General features: G+C 36.1%; 16 protein-coding genes. 14 read left to right on the top strand and 2 right to left on the bottom strand.

The window, feature by feature from the left end; genetic code table 11:
* Positions 1–5 precede the first annotated feature (5 nt).
* From CEQ21_RS06910 to CEQ21_RS06860, 11 genes are all read left to right on the top strand, one after another.
* A complete protein-coding gene (locus tag CEQ21_RS06910) occupies positions 6–314 on the top strand; it encodes a PTS sugar transporter subunit IIA (RefSeq protein ID WP_185763843.1) in 309 nt (102 codons plus the stop codon).
* Positions 314–616, top strand: a complete 303-nt coding sequence (locus CEQ21_RS06905) for a PTS sugar transporter subunit IIB (protein ID WP_185763842.1) — start codon at positions 314–316, stop codon at positions 614–616. The genes CEQ21_RS06910 and CEQ21_RS06905 overlap by 1 nt, the downstream gene beginning before the upstream one ends.
* A gap of 114 nt (positions 617–730) precedes the next feature.
* Positions 731–2164: a sulfatase family protein gene (locus CEQ21_RS06900; protein ID WP_185763841.1), complete on the top strand. Its 1434-nt coding sequence runs from the start codon at positions 731–733 to the stop codon at positions 2162–2164.
* A 32-nt stretch (positions 2165–2196) separates the two neighbouring features.
* Positions 2197–4077 carry a BglG family transcription antiterminator gene (locus CEQ21_RS06895; RefSeq protein WP_185763840.1) on the top strand — a complete coding sequence of 627 codons (1881 nt, stop codon included), beginning with the start codon at positions 2197–2199 and terminating at the stop codon, positions 4075–4077.
* Positions 4078–4318: 241 nt separating this feature from the next.
* Positions 4319–4933, top strand: a complete 615-nt coding sequence (locus CEQ21_RS06890; RefSeq protein WP_185763839.1) for a chromate transporter — start codon at positions 4319–4321, stop codon at positions 4931–4933.
* A gap of 14 nt (positions 4934–4947) precedes the next feature.
* Positions 4948–5484 carry a chromate transporter gene (locus CEQ21_RS06885; RefSeq protein ID WP_185763838.1) on the top strand — a complete coding sequence of 179 codons (537 nt, stop codon included), beginning with the start codon at positions 4948–4950 and terminating at the stop codon, positions 5482–5484.
* Between the two features lie 8 nt (positions 5485–5492).
* Positions 5493–6476 carry a formylglycine-generating enzyme family protein gene (locus CEQ21_RS06880; protein ID WP_419181574.1) on the top strand — a complete coding sequence of 328 codons (984 nt, stop codon included), beginning with the start codon at positions 5493–5495 and terminating at the stop codon, positions 6474–6476.
* Between the two features lie 168 nt (positions 6477–6644).
* Positions 6645–7136 (top strand): PTS sugar transporter subunit IIA, encoded by a 492-nt coding sequence (locus tag CEQ21_RS06875; protein ID WP_185763836.1) that lies wholly within the window; start codon positions 6645–6647, stop codon positions 7134–7136.
* Positions 7137–7179: 43 nt separating this feature from the next.
* A complete protein-coding gene (locus CEQ21_RS06870) occupies positions 7180–8010 on the top strand; it encodes a PRD domain-containing protein (protein ID WP_185763835.1) in 831 nt (276 codons plus the stop codon).
* A 138-nt stretch (positions 8011–8148) separates the two neighbouring features.
* Positions 8149–9981: a PTS transporter subunit EIIC gene (locus CEQ21_RS06865; RefSeq protein ID WP_185763834.1), complete on the top strand. Its 1833-nt coding sequence runs from the start codon at positions 8149–8151 to the stop codon at positions 9979–9981.
* 15 nt (positions 9982–9996) lie between these two features.
* Positions 9997–11331 carry a sulfatase family protein gene (locus tag CEQ21_RS06860; RefSeq protein WP_185763833.1) on the top strand — a complete coding sequence of 445 codons (1335 nt, stop codon included), beginning with the start codon at positions 9997–9999 and terminating at the stop codon, positions 11329–11331.
* 59 nt (positions 11332–11390) lie between these two features.
* Here the strand turns inward: CEQ21_RS06860 and CEQ21_RS06855 are convergent, their stop codons facing one another.
* On the bottom strand, positions 11391–12263 hold the full coding sequence (locus CEQ21_RS06855) for a helix-turn-helix domain-containing protein (RefSeq protein WP_185763832.1): 873 nt from the start codon (positions 12261–12263) through the stop codon (positions 11391–11393).
* A 195-nt stretch (positions 12264–12458) separates the two neighbouring features.
* Between CEQ21_RS06855 and CEQ21_RS06850 the strand changes: the two genes are divergently transcribed.
* Positions 12459–13607 (top strand): DUF2264 domain-containing protein, encoded by a 1149-nt coding sequence (locus tag CEQ21_RS06850; protein ID WP_185764128.1) that lies wholly within the window; start codon positions 12459–12461, stop codon positions 13605–13607.
* A 60-nt stretch (positions 13608–13667) separates the two neighbouring features.
* Entirely contained in the window at positions 13668–14846 is a 1179-nt protein-coding gene (locus tag CEQ21_RS06845; RefSeq protein WP_185763831.1) for a glycoside hydrolase family 88 protein, read from the top strand.
* A 263-nt stretch (positions 14847–15109) separates the two neighbouring features.
* On the opposite strand, the gene CEQ21_RS06840 is transcribed toward CEQ21_RS06845, so the two are convergent.
* Positions 15110–15469, bottom strand: a complete 360-nt coding sequence (locus tag CEQ21_RS06840; RefSeq protein WP_419181573.1) for a winged helix-turn-helix transcriptional regulator — start codon at positions 15467–15469, stop codon at positions 15110–15112.
* 189 nt (positions 15470–15658) lie between these two features.
* On the opposite strand from CEQ21_RS06840, the gene CEQ21_RS06835 reads away from it, so the two are divergent.
* Positions 15659–16909, top strand: a complete 1251-nt coding sequence (locus tag CEQ21_RS06835; protein WP_235907191.1) for a multidrug effflux MFS transporter — start codon at positions 15659–15661, stop codon at positions 16907–16909.
* Positions 16910–16913: the final 4 nt, after the last annotated feature.

Raw genomic sequence — 16913 nt, 5'->3', positions numbered from 1 at the left:
TAGAGATGGAAAATACACAAATTAATTTGGAACAAATTTGTATGGGAATTATTCTATATAGCGGCAATGCAAGAGGCTTTATTCTTGAATCAATGGATTATATGAAACCAAGGAATGAAGAGAAAATCACAGAATTAATGACTTTGGCCAAAAACGAATTAAACCAGGCTCATCAGCATCAAACAGCTTTATTAACAGCAGAAGCAAGCGGTAAAGGTGCTCAAACAAGCGTATTGTTAATTCATGCGCAAGACCATTTAATGACAACTATTACGATGAGAGATTTAGTAGAAAAACTAACGGAGGTATTATAATGAATATTTTATTAGTATGTGTAGGCGGAATTTCAACTAGTATATTAGAAAAAAATATAAGAGATGCTTTTGGGCCGGAAAAAGCTAATTGGGTAGTTGAAGCACATCCTGTTGATCAGCTGGAAAGTTTAATAGACCGCTTCGATGTTATCTTGTTAGGACCCCAAATTCGTCATAAGTTCAGAGCAGTAAAAAAAGTAGCGGACTCAAACAGTAAACCATGTGAAGTTATTGACAGCAGAGACTATGCTTTAGCTAAAGGTGATAAAGTACTAAAAAGAGCAGAAGAACTATTATCATAAAACAAAGGAGGGAAGTGAGGGATATTTCTCACTTTCCACCACAATATCTACTTAATAGATGGACACAGGAGGTGAATAACAGGAAAGGTTATTAAATTCTTTCTTGTTAAACGAATGAAAAAACCCAATATAGTTATGATAGTTGCAGACCAGTGGAGAGCTGATTCTATTAGCTACACAGGAAATGAGACAACATACACACCGAATATTGATGGATTAGTAGAAGAGGGAGTAGGTTTTTCTAATGCGTTTTGCCAGTTGCCTGTTTGCGTGCCTAGTCGAAGTTCTTTCTTAACTGGATGGTATCCACATACGAAAGGTTTCAGAACAATGCATCACTTAATGGGTGAAGAAGACCCTAATTTATTAAAAACGTTAAAAAAGGAAGGTTATCATGTATATTGGGGCGGTCGAAACGATTTCTTGCGTGCGGATGCCGACATTGCAAAATACTGTTCCACAAGAGATAATCAATATGCAGAATTCTTTAAAAATATTAAAAAAGACAAAAATGAAGCAGAACAACCTGATATATTTGATTACTCTCATTATGTTGGCGAAAAGGAAGATTATCCAAAACTAGACTGGGAGCAGATAAATAATGCTATAGAATTTATACAGGATGAAAAGTATGAAAACGAGCCTTTTTGTGTGTATTTAGCACTTAGTCTACCACATCCTCCTTATCAAGTAGAGCAAAAATGGCTTGATAAAATAAACAAGGATGAGCTTCCTAATCCTGTTCGGTTAACTGAAGAAGAGTGGAAGGAAAAACCAAGTATATTAAGAGGGATAAGAGAGAATCAGAAGCTTTATAATTGGTCGGACGAACAACTAAAAGAAATGAAACATGTTTATTACGCAATGGGGTCTGAACTTGATTCATACATTGGAGAATTAGTTGATACGTTAAAAGAAAAAAATGTTTATGATGATACGTTATTTATCTTCTTTAGTGATCATGGTGATTATACAGGGGATTACGAAATTGCAGAGAAAAACCAAAACACCTTCGAAGATATGCTGACAAATGTTCCACTAGTTATTAAGCCTGCAAAAGGCATGCCTGTAAAGCATAGGGTCACAGAGGCATTAGTTGAGTTAATAGATATCCAGGCGACTATACTTGACATGGCAGGAATTCAACCTGATTATACACATTTCGGAAAGTCATTAAAGTCAGTATTAGAAGGAAACAATGAACATCGTGAAGTGGTATTTTCTGAAGGTGGCAGGCTAGAGGGCGAAGATCATTGCATGGATGCTGGTCATGATCCAAGTAACGAGTATTGGGCAAGGACAATTGAGCAAACAAAAATGCCACAGCATACGAAAGCGATGATGATTAGAGACTATTCCTATAAATATATTTATAGGTTGTATGAAAAGGATGAATTCTACGTGCTAAATGAAGATCCAACTGAAAAATGCAATAAAATAGATGATGAAAGATATGCTTCAATTATTCAAAGCTTCAAAGAAAAAATGTTAAAGCATTTTTTTGAAACAGGCGATATTGTTCCGCAAAGATATGATAAACGGACTTAATATTTTACTGCAGTAAAAAGGGATGATTTACAATGATTTTATTAGAGAAGGATTTGAAATTGCTAAATGAGTTTATAAGAGATGAGCAATATATACCCATAAAGAATTTAATGTTTGTCTTTGGAGTAAGTGAAAAGACAATAAGAAATTCAATCAGCACTCTCAACGTTTATTTAGAAAAATATAATAGTAAGATTGTAGCTAAACGGGGAGAAGGGTATTATTTACGAACAAGCAACAAACAAGAAATTATCAACAACATTAATAATGAGACAGCCGAATCTTTCATTTCTTCCTCTGATTTATCAAAAAACATATTTAAAGTATTAATTGAGGAAACTCAATATATTAGATTAGAAGAACTATGTGATGTATTTTATGTGAGCAGAAGTAAAATTAGCAGTGTCCTCTCTACATTAAAGGAGGATATCAAACCATACGGATTAGAGCTAAAGACAAAACCTCATTATGGACTCAAAATCATTGGTTCTGAATTAGGAAAAAGACTAGCAATTGCTAATCTATTAACTCAAGAAGCTTATCTAAATGATAAAAACGACATCTCCTTCATTGAATCAATTATTATCTCTGAGATGAAAAAAAGAAAAGGGGAATGTTCAGATATTGTCCTGCAAAATATTATCTATCATATCAAAATTATGATGAAACGGGTTTCTGAGCAACATCCTATTGATATTCCCGCAGAACATATCATGGACGATTCATTAGAGTATGAAATTTCGAAAGCTATTCTTAGAAAAATAGAGACTTTGATGGAAGTAAATTTACACCCTTCTGAATACATTTATGTTTATTCGCATATAATCGGTCAATTGTTTTTAACGGATTACTTAACTGAATTAGAAATTTCTGATTCCAAAATAAATATGATTATTGATAGTTTTTTAGAAAAAATAGAGTCTATGTATGATGTATCATTGTGGATGGATCAGGAGTTAAGAACAGGACTGCTTATTCACTTGCGTCAGCTGCTTGGCAGAATAACAAAGGATATTCATTTGAAAAATCCAATTCTCCATGATATTAAAAAACAATTCGCCTTTGCTTTTAGTCTTGCCGTATTATTAGCTGAAAAGGTGAATTCAATCTATAAATGTCAATTAACAGACGACGATATTGCTTATATAACGATGCATATAGGGTTGGCTTTAGAGCGGGGCTTTAAAAAGGCGGACGAAAGAGAATTTAAGCGCATAGCCATTATATGCACAACAGGTCAAGGAACCGCTCAGTTACTCAAATTTAAAATAGAGCAAACTTTTCCAAGAGCACATCATATACAACATTTTGCGTTATATAATCAAGAAGACGTTATTAATTTTAACCCAGACATTATCTTTTCGACTGTTCCTGTCAATATACCAAATATTCCAATTGAAGTTATTAGTCCATTCTTTACGGATGAAGAACAACGTAAGTTATTAGACGAAAAAGCAAAGGTAAAGAATCAATATATTATAGATAAATATTTTTCGAAAGATATATTTTATAGCAATTTAGAGTGTGATAATAAACACGAAGCAATTACAAAAATGTGTGATTTAATAGGGAAAACAGGCATTACTCCAACCAATTTTGAGGAACTTTGTATTAGAAGAGAAAAACTAGCAAGTACTGCATTTGGCAATCAAATTGCACTTGTGCACCCAATTGAGCTTTGTTCAGAAGTTACAAAAATCGGAGTCGGTATTCTAAAGAAGCCTGTTAATTGGTCAGGGGTTCCAGTTAAAATAATTTTTACTATTGCTCAAGCTAAAAGCACGGAAACTAGGGATTTGCTTTTGTTTATTCAAAAATTAGTACACAATAAAGAATTGATGATACAAATAAATTCAATAAATTCCTTTGAAGAATTTAAGAATCTTATTATTGCTAATTCTGAACATTTATAAGCAGGTCATATCTTTAAGTAACAAGTAAAAAAATAATCAAATTAAACATACGCACTTTTATCCATTTTGGATGAAAGTGTGTTATGATTATAAATGTATTTAAGGCGGTTGAAGAAAGTTTAAATGAAATTGGTAATATCACATGACTTCAGATAGGGGATTGCTTACAGCAGGTAATTTTTTTAGATACTTTTATCCGTTTTGGATGAAAGTGTGCTACCTTGAACAGAAGGGAGATAAAATGAAATCTAATAAGCTTTTTATAGAATTGTTTTGGTTATTTTTTAAGATGAGCCCAGTTACATTTGGCGGGGGATATGCCATGATTCCTATAATAGAGAAAGAAATTGTTCAACGTAAAAAATGGATGGATATGAGAGAAGTATCAGATACGTTAGCCCTTGGCGGAACAGCACCTGGTGCTATTGCCATTAATTCAGCCATATTTATAGGTTATCGAGTTGGTGGTATGTTAGGTGCTGTAGCAGCAATGTTTGGAGCACTTTTTCCAACGTTTATTATTGTTATTGTATTAGGCAGTGCTTACTTAATCTTTCAGGATAATGAGTACGTAAATGCAGCGTTTAAAGGCATTAGTGGTGCTGTGGTAGCTTTAATTGGTTATGCAGCAATTAAGATCAGCAAAAATTCTATTATAGATAAGTCAACAGCAAGTCTTGCTATCCTTATGGTCGTTGCTATGATTGTGCTTAATCTTCATCCTATTCTCGTTATTTTTCTGGGAGCAGTATTAGGAATTATTATTACTAAAGTGAAAGAAAAGCTGGGTATAATTGTACAGTTTGAAAGAAACGAAACACCAAAACAACCAGAAAAAACAAACCAGGCTAGTTAAAGGGGGAATCATTGATGCTCATCCAGTTGTTTTTGTTTTTTATTGTAATAGGAGCGATTTCCTTTGGCGGCGGTTATGCGATGATTCCAGTTATTGAGCATGGAGTTACAGAGAAAGGATGGTTAAGCACTGGCGAGTTTACCGAAATTATTGCTGTTGCGGGAATGTCTCCAGGTCCAATAGCAACTAATAGTGCAACTTTAGTTGGTTATCAACTAGCTGGCATACCTGGTGGGATTATTTCTTCATTAGCCATGACTATTCCATCTTATATTATTATCCTCCTTTTGGCAGTTTTTTTTACGCATGTAAATGAATATAAACTGGTTAAAGCGGGATTTTATGGACTTAGGCCGATTGTAACAAGTTTAATTGTGTTTGCTGCAATTAAACTGGCGATTTCAAATCATGTAATTTCTCTGACTATTAATTTAGAAATGATTAGTCTCCTGTGCATATGTTTAGTTTCTTTATATTTTTTGACGAGGTGGAAGGCACATCCTTTGATTGTTATAGTGGGAGCAGGGATTGTAGGCATAATTATATTTTAGAAGGTGTGATGTACATGGAAAAAGAACTAAAAGTTAGCTCTTGCTGTTCAGTCAGCAGAGAATCAATTGTTTCACTAGACATAGGTACAGAAAAAATAAATAAAATAAAAACCAGCCATACCTCTAACGAGAATATGATTTATTTAGAGGGTGGAGAATTTTTAATGGGCACAGAGGATAGTGATGGATTTCCACTTGACGGAGAGGGACCAATTCGAAAGGTAAACGTGAACTCATTCTATATGGATAAATATGCTGTAACAAATAAGGAATTTTCACATTTTATAAAAGAAACAAATTATGTTACAGATGCAGAGAAATATGGGTGGTCATTTGTTTTTCATTTGCTATTATCTGAGGAAGATATGTCAGTATATAGAAAAGCCCCTCGAAATACGCCATGGTGGCGTGTTGTGGAAGGAGCCTACTGGGAAAAGCCAGAGGGTCCAAACTCCTCTATTAAAGACCGTATGAACCATCCTGCCGTTCATATTTCTTGGAATGATGCGCTTGCTTACTGTGAATGGTCAGGAAAAAGGCTACCGACTGAGGCTGAATGGGAATATGCTGCACGAGGAGGACTTGTACAGAATAAATATAGCTGGGGGAATGACCTTCATCCAAATGGTAAGCATATGTGTAATATTTGGCAGGGAGAGTTTCCAACGGTTAATACTGAAGAAGATGGTTTTGTCGGTACTGCACCTGTAGATAGCTTTGAAGAGAATGGATATGGATTATTTAATATGGCAGGAAATGTATGGGAGTGGTGCGCTGATTGGTTCCATCCAACCTATCACAAGACAGATTCCCTTAATAACCCTAAAGGGCCCCACAATGGCAATACAAAGTCAATGAGAGGTGGATCTTATTTATGCCATGATTCCTATTGTAATCGATATCGTGTTGCTGCCAGGACTCATAATACTATTGATAGCTCTAGTGGGAATTTAGGATTTAGATGTGTTAAAGATATAGTTAAGGAAGAATAGAAAGCGAATTCAAATAAACGTTGACAGCGTTTTAATAGTGTTATATGATTAAATCAATTAATATATTGAGGATTTGTTACTGTTAAATCAGGCAAGACCTAAGACATTTTAGAGATGTATTTCTCTAGCTTGTTTTAGGTCTTTTTACGTTTAAAAGGAGTGTTAACAATGGGTTTAGGTAAATTATTTGGAAAAAAAGAAATAAAGGAAATTTTTAAGTCGCCCTTAACTGGAAAGATTATTCCGATTGAAGAGGTTCCAGATCCGGCATTTGCTGAGAAAATGATGGGAGATGGAATTGCTGTTATCCCAACAGCCGGCAAAGTAGTAGCACCACTTAATGCAAAGGTTCTGCAAGTCTTTCCAACGAAGCATGCAATTGGGTTAGAAAGTGAAAACGGTTTAGAAATTCTTATTCATATTGGCTTGGATACAGTAAATATGCATGGAGAGGGCTTTACTGTTCATGTAAATCCCGGAGATTACGTCAAAACAGGTGAGTTGCTTATAGAATTTAATTTAGATTTAGTAAAGGAAAATGCTACAAGTACTATTACACCATTAGTTATAATAAATAGTGATAAAGTGAAGAAGCTAGAGAAACAATATAAACAGCAAGGGGAAGCTGGAGTAGAAGAAGTATTAATTGCTTCCATTTAACTTATTATCCCTTAATTTCCTATATGGGTGGGAATGGAACTATATGAGAATCAATAAAATTTTAAATAATAATGCAGTCATTATAATTGAAGATGGTATGGAGAAAATTGTTCTTGGTCCTGGGATCGCATTCCAAAAAAGTAAAAATGATATCATTCAGGAACAGAAAATTGAAAAGGTTTTTATTTTGAAAAATGAGACAAAACAATTTCAAGAATTATTACAGTCATTACCAGAGTCGTATGTATCGCTTGCAGAAGACATCATTTCTTATACGGAATCACAATTAAAAGCAGAGCTTAACAGCCATATTCACATTGCTTTAACAGATCATCTAGCATTTGCAATAGATCGTATTAAAAAGGGTATCGCAATTAGGAATAGGCTATTAAGTGAAGTGAAGGTTCTTTATCCAAAAGAATATGAAATAGGTTTATGGGCTATTGAACAAGTAAAATTAAAACTAGGTGTTCAACTGCCAATTGATGAAGCTGGTTATATTGCTTTGCATATTCATACAAGTACAATAAATGAAAGTAATATTGATGTACCGCTAAAAAGAACATTTATTTTACAAGACTTAATGGATATTGTAGCGAGTCATCTTAATATGGAAATAAACAAGGAATCATTAAGCTATTATCGCTTCTTAACACACTTAGAGTTTGTAATAAGCAGGATGGAGAAGAATGAGGCTTTTCATGAAATGGACATTGATATGTTGGAAATAGTGAAAAGTAAATATCAACAAAGTTATCAATGTGCAGAAGTACTCGCCATTTATCTAAATGAAGAATATAAGTATGATGTTCCAGAATCAGAAATTGGTTTTCTTACACTGCATATCCAAAGGCTTAAGGACAAAAATATTTAAATATCGGGGATTGTTACTGTTAAATCAGGCAAGACCTAAAAAGGTAGAGAGTATACCTCTTTGTCTTTTTAGGTCTTGCCTTTTTTATACTTCATATCTCTTTTTTGCAAAATTTCAAACACCTTGGAGGGGGATAAAGTGGAACAAAATGATTTGTACCCCGTTTTTATAAATCATATAGGCGGAATTAGAAACATCCGGCATGTAGAAGCTTGTGCAACCAAATTACGTTTAGAACTAGCTGAAAATGACAAGGCAAACCTAGAAGAACTAAAGGCATTAAAAGGTGTATATGCTGCTCTTTATCGAGAACATGAGCTGCATATATTGCTGGGAAAAGAAACTACCTTTCAATTATATCAAGAAATAGTTAGAGAAAAGACAGAATTAGAATCTTCAGGGAATGAAGAGGGGAGAGACGAAAATATGTTTAACAAGCTATTCAGCAAATTTCAAATGTTTGGCAAGGCTATTATGCTTCCGATTGCAGTATTGCCAGCAGCAGGACTGTTATTAGGGATTGGGGGAGCATTTTCAAACCCTAATACAATTGCACTTTATCCTTTTTTAGATCATACAATCCTGCAAGCCATTTTCACTATTATGAGTTCAGCAGGAAACATTATATTTGGAAATCTGCCATTGATATTTGCGATTGGCATAGCCGTAGGGCTGGCGAAATCAGATAAGGGAGTTGCAGGGTTAGCATCCGTTTTATCCTATCTTGTCATGAACGCTTCATTAAATGCGATGCTAATAATAACGGATAATTTAGCAACAGAGAATTTAGCTGGTGTCGGGCAAGGGATGGTATTAGGTATTCAAACACTACAAACGGGTGTTTTTGGCGGAATTATCTCTGGTTTAGTTACGTATTTGCTTCACAGTAGATTTAATAAAGTTCAGCTTCCGCAATTTTTAGGATTTTTCAGCGGTTCTCGTTTTATCCCAATTATTACTTCCGTTGTTTCCATCTTTCTAGGAATTGCCATGTATGTAGTATGGCCGCCTATTCAAGATGGGATTGCACAGCTTGGTAGCTTGGTGGATAAAACAGGTTATTTTGGTACATTCCTATTCGGATTTATTGTTAAATTATTGGGTCCACTTGGACTGCATCATATCTTTTATTTACCATTCTGGCAAACTGGACTTGGTGGCACATTGGAGGTTGCAGGTAATGTTGTGCAAGGTGCGCAAAATATCTTTTTCGCACAGCTAGCAGATCCTAATGTCGACCAATACTACATCGGTACAGCTCGCTTTATGACAGGTAAGTACTTCCCAATGATGTTTGGTTTAATCGGTGCAGCGATTGCTATTTATCATACAGCAAAACCGGAAAATAAAAAGAAAGTATTCGGCTTGCTTGCTACAGGTGCGTTGACTTCCTTTTTAACTGGTATAACTGAACCACTTGAGTTTGCATTCTTGTTTGTTGCACCAGTACTATTTGTTGCACACGCTGCACTTTGGGGACTAGCTTATATGATCGCTCATATTTTCCATATAACAGTAGGGATGACTTTTTCAGCTGGATTAATCGACTTAACTTTGTTTGGTATTCTTCAAGGGAATGATAAAACGAACTGGATTTTAATACCACTTATTGGAATTGCATTCTTTATTGTTTACTATGTTGTCTTTAGATTCTTAATTACAAAGTTTAATTACAAAACACCTGGTCGTGAAGATGAAGAAGCAGAAGCCGAAGCGGCTGTTACTGTTGAAGAAAATAATAGAGCTGCAACAATTATTGCCGCATTAGGTGGAAAAGACAACTTATCTGAGGTAGATAATTGTGCAACAAGATTACGAGTTACGGTTAAGGATTCGTCTAAAGTATCAGAAGCAGACCTGAAAACAACAGGAGCAAAGGGCGTAATGCTTCGTGGAAATGGAGTACAAGTCATCTATGGACCTCATGTACCAATTATAAAAACAGAAATTGAAGAAATTGTAGGAGAATAAGAAGGAGTGATTCAAATGAATAATCCAAATATAGTATTTATGATTTCACATGACACTGGAAGACATTTAGGATGCTATGGGAAGGCTGTTGCGTCTCCTGAAATAGATCGGTTGGCGGCTGAAGGAGTACGATTCGATCAATTCTTTTGCCCTGCACCCCAATGCAGCCCAAGTCGCGGCAGTATTTTAACAGGGTTATATCCGCATAATAATGGACTAATTGGATTAGCACATTACGAATTTGGGATTGATGAAAGTGTTTCTACCATGCCTACTAAATTTTCCGAAAGTGGATATGAGTCTGCATTGATTGGTTTTAGTCACGAAACCGTTGGTCATACAGAAAGAGGTACTTGGACTTCTTCTTATAAGCTAGGATATGACCGCTATGAGAAAATAGAAGGATCAAGAGCTCCACAAGTAGCCGAAAGTGCTGTTAAGTATTTGCAGGAAAAAAGTAAAGATGGCAAGCCATTCTTTGCAAATATTGGTTTCTGGGAAACGCATCGTACATTTGATGAGTATGAACCATTTGCAGATGAAATCGCTGCCGTAGAAGTTCCAGATTACTTGCCAGATACAGAAGCAATTCGTAAGGAGATTGCATTAATGAACGGCTCTGTGAAAGTATTAGATGCTGCGGTAAAAAAGATTATGGAAACGTTAGAAGAAACAGGTCTTATTGATAATACAATTGTTGTATACACGACAGATCACGGAATAGCTTTCCCAAGAGCAAAAGGAACAATGAAAGAAGCAGGCTTAGAAACCGCATTAATTTTCTATAACCCTAAGATATTCGGAACAAACATCGTTTCTAATGATTTACTTTGTAATGTAGATCTTATGCCAACCCTACTAGAGTTAGCAGGATTACCTGTACCAGAGGATTTAGACGGAAAGAGCTTTGCGCCACTGTTATTAACAGAGTCAGCAGCGAAAATTCGGGAAGACTTTTTCTGTGAACTAACTTGGCATGATAACTATCATCCGATGCGTGGAATTCGTACAGAAAAGTATAAATATGTAAAAAATTTTGAGGATGGCCCGAAAATATATATGCCTATGGATATTCACAGTAGTATTTCTGGTGCTGAGGTACGTAAAGATTATTATGTTCCTAATGATATTGAAGAACTTTACGACTTGGAGAAAGATCCATTAGAATACACAAATCTTATTAATGAGCCACAATATGCGAAGGTAGCCGAACAGCTAAGGATGAAAGTTTCCAACTGGATGAAGGAAACTAACGATCCCCTGTTACAAGGGGCAGTACCTGGCACTCCATCAGATAGATGGGCTAAGGAAGCTGAAAACGGAAGAGCATATATAGGAAGAAATAAGTAACAGAAAAAGGATATCATTACCTACTGAGGCTATGATATCCTTTTTTTATATTCTTAATATTAATGGTTGGCCTTCTGGTGCGTTAGCCTATATTGGTGCGGAGTGATTCCGACCACTTTTTTAAATAACTGAATAAAATAGGACGTATTTTTTATTCCTACACTTTCACCAATAAATTCAACCGATTTATGAGTCATCTCAAGTAATTGACATGCTTCCTTTATCCTTCGAATTGTAAGGTATTCTGTTAAACTGCTTCCCGTCTCACGTTTAAAGCTTCTTGATAAATATGATTTTGATAAATGCAGCTCATCAGCTAATTGTTCTAAGTTAAAGGGCTCCATATAATGTGCTTCTATCCAGTTCATCATCCTTTCCGAATAGAGCAGTGGCCGCAAAGGGAGATTAGAGGTTGCATTAGTATAGGTACTGTAGTCTTTTAAGCGGATGCAAGAGAGTAACTGCATTAGAAAGAGCTGGGCATCTTCCTCCCAGTTTTTTGTTTGTAAAGACTTGTTAAATATCTCATAAACCTCATATAAGTAACTATAGACATCTTCTAAATCAAATGCCTGCAGCTCATTTACACCATATTGTAATTGTTTTAACAGACTATTAAGACCTGGTACATGATTAAGATTACTTTCTCCGAGCATCAACGTATCGAAATGAAGAATACTTCGCTCATACGGAGTTTCAGGTGATACGTCTACATATATTTTATGTAATTGAAAAGGCTGAAAAAAGAAAAGCATCCCTCTTTTCATCTCATAAGTCTGCTGGTTAACAATTACCCGCCCTTTTCCACGATAGACGAATAATAGTTCACAGCCTTGATGCCAGTGATAATAACCTTGGAAATCCTTCTCTGAAACCCTGCGATAAACCCAGTTAAATGGATTAAGATCAATTTGTTCAAATAAATTATTCACCGAAATTCCTCCACCTATTAATCAATCATTGAGAGCTTACTATTCGAAATCTCTAGGATATTCTTTCTAACTATTTATCTTTGGCAATATAGAGCAATAGAACAACATTTTTGGTTATTTAACAAACACTTTAAGAATAATACGTAAGTTATAATTTAGTAAAGCAAATGGTAGAAATAGGAGGGTGAAAAAGTGATAGAGGAGAACGATGAAATTCGCAAATATTGGCTTCAAGCCATGCTTAAAATTGCAAACCCGGTACTTGAAAATTTAAAGGCTGGGACTCTAAAAAAAGTAATGCCGATCGAGATGAAAAAAGACACGAACCGTGATCAATTCACTCATTTGGAAGCGTTATCTCGACTGCTTGTTGGAATGGCTCCGTGGTTAGAAATGAAAAGCGAAAATAGTGAGGAAAATGCACTTCGTATCCAGTATTGTGAGCTAGCACGCTTAGCGATTGATGCAGGTACTGATCCACATTCTCCAGACTACATGAATTTTTCTGAGGATCTTCAGCCGATTGTGGATACAGCTTTTCTTGCCCATTCCTTTCTTAGAGCTCCAAATGAGTTATGGGAGCCACTTCATGAAAGGGTTAAGAAAAATGTGATTACCGCGATGAAAGCTACCAGGACAAGGAAACCGATTTATTCGAATTGGCTTCTATTTTCTGCAGTGATAGAGGCCTTTTTATATAAGGCTGGTGAGAAGGACTGGGACCCGATGCGGATTGATTTTGCTGTTAAGCAATTTGACCAATGGTATTTGGGTGACGGAGTCTATAGCGATGGTCCTGAGTTTCATTTTGATTATTATAATAGCTTTGTTATCCATCCTATGCTTGTAGATTTATTGGAAACGGTTGGAGAAGAGTACAAGGACTGGCTTGAAAGAAAGGGTACTTTTATAGAAAGATCGAAACGGTATGCGGTTATACAAGAGCGTTTAATTTCACCAGAAGGGACTTTTCCACCAGTAGGAAGGTCGATTGCTTATCGTTTCGGTGTTTTTCAAACATTAGCTCATCATGCATTGCGTCAGGATTTACCGAGAGAATTAGCTCCTGAACAAATCAGAAGTGCGCTAACTCAAGTATTGAAACGGTCACTTGAAGCCCCAGATACGTTTACCGATACAGGCTGGCTGACTATAGGGTTTTGCGGTCATCAACCAGAGATTGGTGAAGACTATATCTCGACAGGCAGTGTTTATTTGTGTGCCGCAATATTCCTGCCATTAGGTCTGGCAGAGTCAGACCCGTTCTGGAGTCAGCCAGCAATGGACTGGACATCAAAAAGAGCCTGGTCAGGAAAGGCATTCCCAATTGACCAGTGTTTGTAGAAGTTTTTCTTCAACAGTCATTATGACCTTATAAATTGAAAGCATGGAAGGAGCCAAAATATGACAAGCATTAATGAAGGGATAAAACATGATAAATTTAAAATCAGAACTGAATTAAATAAAGAGTGGTTGGATAAGGAGATTCAGTTCGTTTTGCGCAAAATAGATGGAAATCTCGATATATTTAAAACGAAAGTACCGCCTGCTGCGTCAAAAAACTTAGTTTATATCCCGGAAGAAAACACTGATTGGACGGCGAGCTTTTGGATAGGCATGCTTTATCTAGCGTATGAATATACACATGATGATAAGTATCTTCAAGTAATAAAAATACAGCTTGAAAGCTTTAAAGACCGATTAACAAAAAATATCCAGCTAGAAACACATGATATCGGCTTTTTATACTCGTTATCCAGTGTAGCGGGATATGAAGTGCTGAATGACAACACAGCAAAGGAAACCGCCATAAAAGCGGCTGATAAGTTAATCATTCGCTATCATAATAAGGCGAAAATTCTGCAAGCATGGGGTGATTTATCCGACCCTGAGCAGCATGGAAGAATGATCATAGATTGCAACATGAACTTGCCGTTATTGTATTTTGCTTCAAAGGTAACAGGTGATAAAAAGTATTATGATATTGCCGTAAATCATGCTGAACAGGCAGCTAAATATATTGTTAGAGCGGATTCTTCCACATACCATACCTTTTACATGGATACGGCAACAGGAAATCCCCTATATGGAAAGACGGCGCAAGGCTATACGGATCAATCATGCTGGGCTCGTGGCCAAGCATGGGGAGTGTACGGATTTGTATTAAGCTATGTGCATACCGGAAATCGAGCATTCCTTGATTTATCGGAAAGACTAGCAAACTATTTTCTTAATCGTCTTCCTGCAGATGCTGTCTGCTATTGGGACTTGATATTTACAGAGGGTTCGGAGGAACGTGATAGCTCAGCAGCTGCCATCATGGCATGTGGGCTGCTTGAATTAAGCAAGCATCTGCCGATTTCCAATCCATACAGAGAATTGTATGAAAATGCAGCCATAAAAATGATTAAATCACTTGCCGAAAACTATACAACGAAAGAGGTTCCTTCCAATGGCATACTGCAACATGCAGTTTACTCGAAGCCTGATAATAATGGAGTGGATGAATGTTGTATTTGGGGAGATTATTATTATTTTGAAGCACTAATCCGTACAGCTATGAGCTGGAGGATGTACTGGTAGAACTAGAGTAGAAGGCTACAAACAGTGAATAAAAAAAATTGCAACAATATCGGCTGGCTCTATGTACAGATGGAAACTAGCATAGTAGTAAAGTTAGATTGTATTGGTCCAAGAGTTAAAGTGTAAAAATCTTGTAACAAAGAGGCTGGGACATAAGTATATGAATCAGTATAAAAACCGATCTGTCCATTCTAATTTCGATTAGATAGTTCGGTTTTTTGTTTTGTCCCAGCCTCTTTGTTTTATCATTATTATATTAAAGTTTATTTATTCCCTATAAGTTCATTTGTTTCCCCGTTTATCATTGCTTTATAGCCTAATCCCCATTCCTCCATAACACTTATTATTGGTCTTAGACTATTTCCCAAGTCATTAAGTGAGTATTCGACACGTGGCGGGACCTCTGCAAAAACTTGGCGTTTGATGATGCCGTCTTCCTCCATTGAGCGTAAATTTTGCGTTAAGACTTTTTGGCTAATTCCCTCAATGCCAGTTCTGAGTTCACCGAATCTTTTTGTGCCAGTTAATAATTCCCGCAAGATTAACAGCTTCCACTTGTTGCCGATCAGTCCAACTGTTGTTGCGACAGGGCAAGCAGGTAGTTCTTTTTTTGTTTCCATCATAAGACCTCCATTAGTTACTAAAAGGTTACTATACAACCTAAAGGTGCCTACTTTTCAAAAGTAACAATGACATTTATCATGATTTTATGATGTAACTATTGCATTGTCAATTTAGATGTAAACACAATATGCTGCTATAAAATTAAAAATCTTCCTAGGTATTTAAATCGAAAGGGGAATGAATTCAACATGAATAAGACTGGCGATAAATATCCGAAACTAGATAAAAGTAACAAAAAATCATTAAGACTGGCAATATTATTAGCTGTATTTTCTAGCTTAGGCCCGTTTACTATTGATACTTATCTTCCTGCATTTCCGCAAATGATGAAGTACTTTGGAACAACCGCCTCGATGATACAGGTGAGCTTGACCGCTTGTATGATTGGAATGAGTATAGGGATGCTTGTAATGGGATCCATAAGTGATGTTCATGGCAGGCGAAAACCGTTATTAATTTCGATGATTATTTATTTAGTTTCTTCTTTTGCCTGTGTATTCGCACCAAATATCGAGGTGCTAATTGCTTTACGCTTTATTCAAGGATTTGCTGCATCGGCGGGCGTTGTTATTTCACGCGCAATAGTCAGTGATTTGTATAGTGGAGTTGAACTAACTAAGTTTTTTTCTTTGCTTATGATGTTTACCAATTTGGCACCATTACTTGCACCACTTGCAGGCAGTGCAGTTCTTGCTTTTTCTTTATGGACTGGTGTGTTTCTGTTCTTAGGTGTGCTGGGAATATTATTATCAAGTTTAACAGCATGGGGATTAACAGAAACACTTCCTGCCGAGAAGCGTGTTCCTAATAATTTAAGAGAGTTTTTTAGTAATTTTACCATATTGATGAAAGATCGGACGTTTATGGGATATACCTTAATGCAAGGGTTTATATTCGTAGGGGTATTTGCATATATTTCTGGATCACCCTTTGTTTACCAGAAGATTTATGGTATTTCTCCACAGCTTTATTCACTGTTATTTTCTTTAAATGGAATCAGCTTAATTCTTGGCTCTCAATTTGTTAAAAAAATGGCTGAAAAAATCGCAGAACAACAAATTGTTCTTATAGGGTTAGCTGTTGCATTTATCTCTGGGGCAGCAGTCATGTGGATAGTATTTATTCAAGGCCCTTTATATCTATTAGTTAGCGCTCTTTTCTTGTTTGTTGGGTCGACAGGTATCATTAGCTCCGCATCTTTTACGTTAGCGATGGAAAAGCAAGGACATATTGCAGGGAGTGCCTCTGCCTTACTTGGTGTTAGTCCGACATTATTAGGTGCAATTTTTGGCCCTCTTGTAGGAATAGCCGGTGAAAATTCTGCCCTGCCGTTCGGGATAATTATTTTCTGCAGTGGTCTTGTTGCTGTGCTTATCTACTTCGTACTGGTTAAGAATGTTATAAAAGCAAAATCTATTAAAAGCCAGATCCAATCATAAATTG

Source organism: Niallia circulans, assembly GCF_007273535.1.
GTDB lineage: Bacteria > Bacillota > Bacilli > Bacillales > Cytobacillaceae > Niallia > Niallia circulans_B.
Note: the sequence above shows the minus strand (reverse complement) of the source record. Positions and strands in the feature narration are given on the sequence as shown.

Coding starts and splice junctions, on each gene's coding strand:
- CEQ21_RS06910 (WP_185763843.1), top strand. CDS start 6: ATGGAAAATACACAAATTAATTTGGAACAAATTTGTATGGGAATTATT.
- CEQ21_RS06905 (WP_185763842.1), top strand. CDS start 314: ATGAATATTTTATTAGTATGTGTAGGCGGAATTTCAACTAGTATATTA.
- CEQ21_RS06900 (WP_185763841.1), top strand. CDS start 731: ATGAAAAAACCCAATATAGTTATGATAGTTGCAGACCAGTGGAGAGCT.
- CEQ21_RS06895 (WP_185763840.1), top strand. CDS start 2,197: ATGATTTTATTAGAGAAGGATTTGAAATTGCTAAATGAGTTTATAAGA.
- CEQ21_RS06890 (WP_185763839.1), top strand. CDS start 4,319: ATGAAATCTAATAAGCTTTTTATAGAATTGTTTTGGTTATTTTTTAAG.
- CEQ21_RS06885 (WP_185763838.1), top strand. CDS start 4,948: ATGCTCATCCAGTTGTTTTTGTTTTTTATTGTAATAGGAGCGATTTCC.
- CEQ21_RS06880 (WP_419181574.1), top strand. CDS start 5,493: ATGTACATGGAAAAAGAACTAAAAGTTAGCTCTTGCTGTTCAGTCAGC.
- CEQ21_RS06875 (WP_185763836.1), top strand. CDS start 6,645: ATGGGTTTAGGTAAATTATTTGGAAAAAAAGAAATAAAGGAAATTTTT.
- CEQ21_RS06870 (WP_185763835.1), top strand. CDS start 7,180: ATGAGAATCAATAAAATTTTAAATAATAATGCAGTCATTATAATTGAA.
- CEQ21_RS06860 (WP_185763833.1), top strand. CDS start 9,997: ATGAATAATCCAAATATAGTATTTATGATTTCACATGACACTGGAAGA.
- CEQ21_RS06845 (WP_185763831.1), top strand. CDS start 13,668: ATGACAAGCATTAATGAAGGGATAAAACATGATAAATTTAAAATCAGA.
- CEQ21_RS06840 (WP_419181573.1), bottom strand. CDS start 15,469: ATGATGGAAACAAAAAAAGAACTACCTGCTTGCCCTGTCGCAACAACA.
- CEQ21_RS06835 (WP_235907191.1), top strand. CDS start 15,659: ATGAATAAGACTGGCGATAAATATCCGAAACTAGATAAAAGTAACAAA.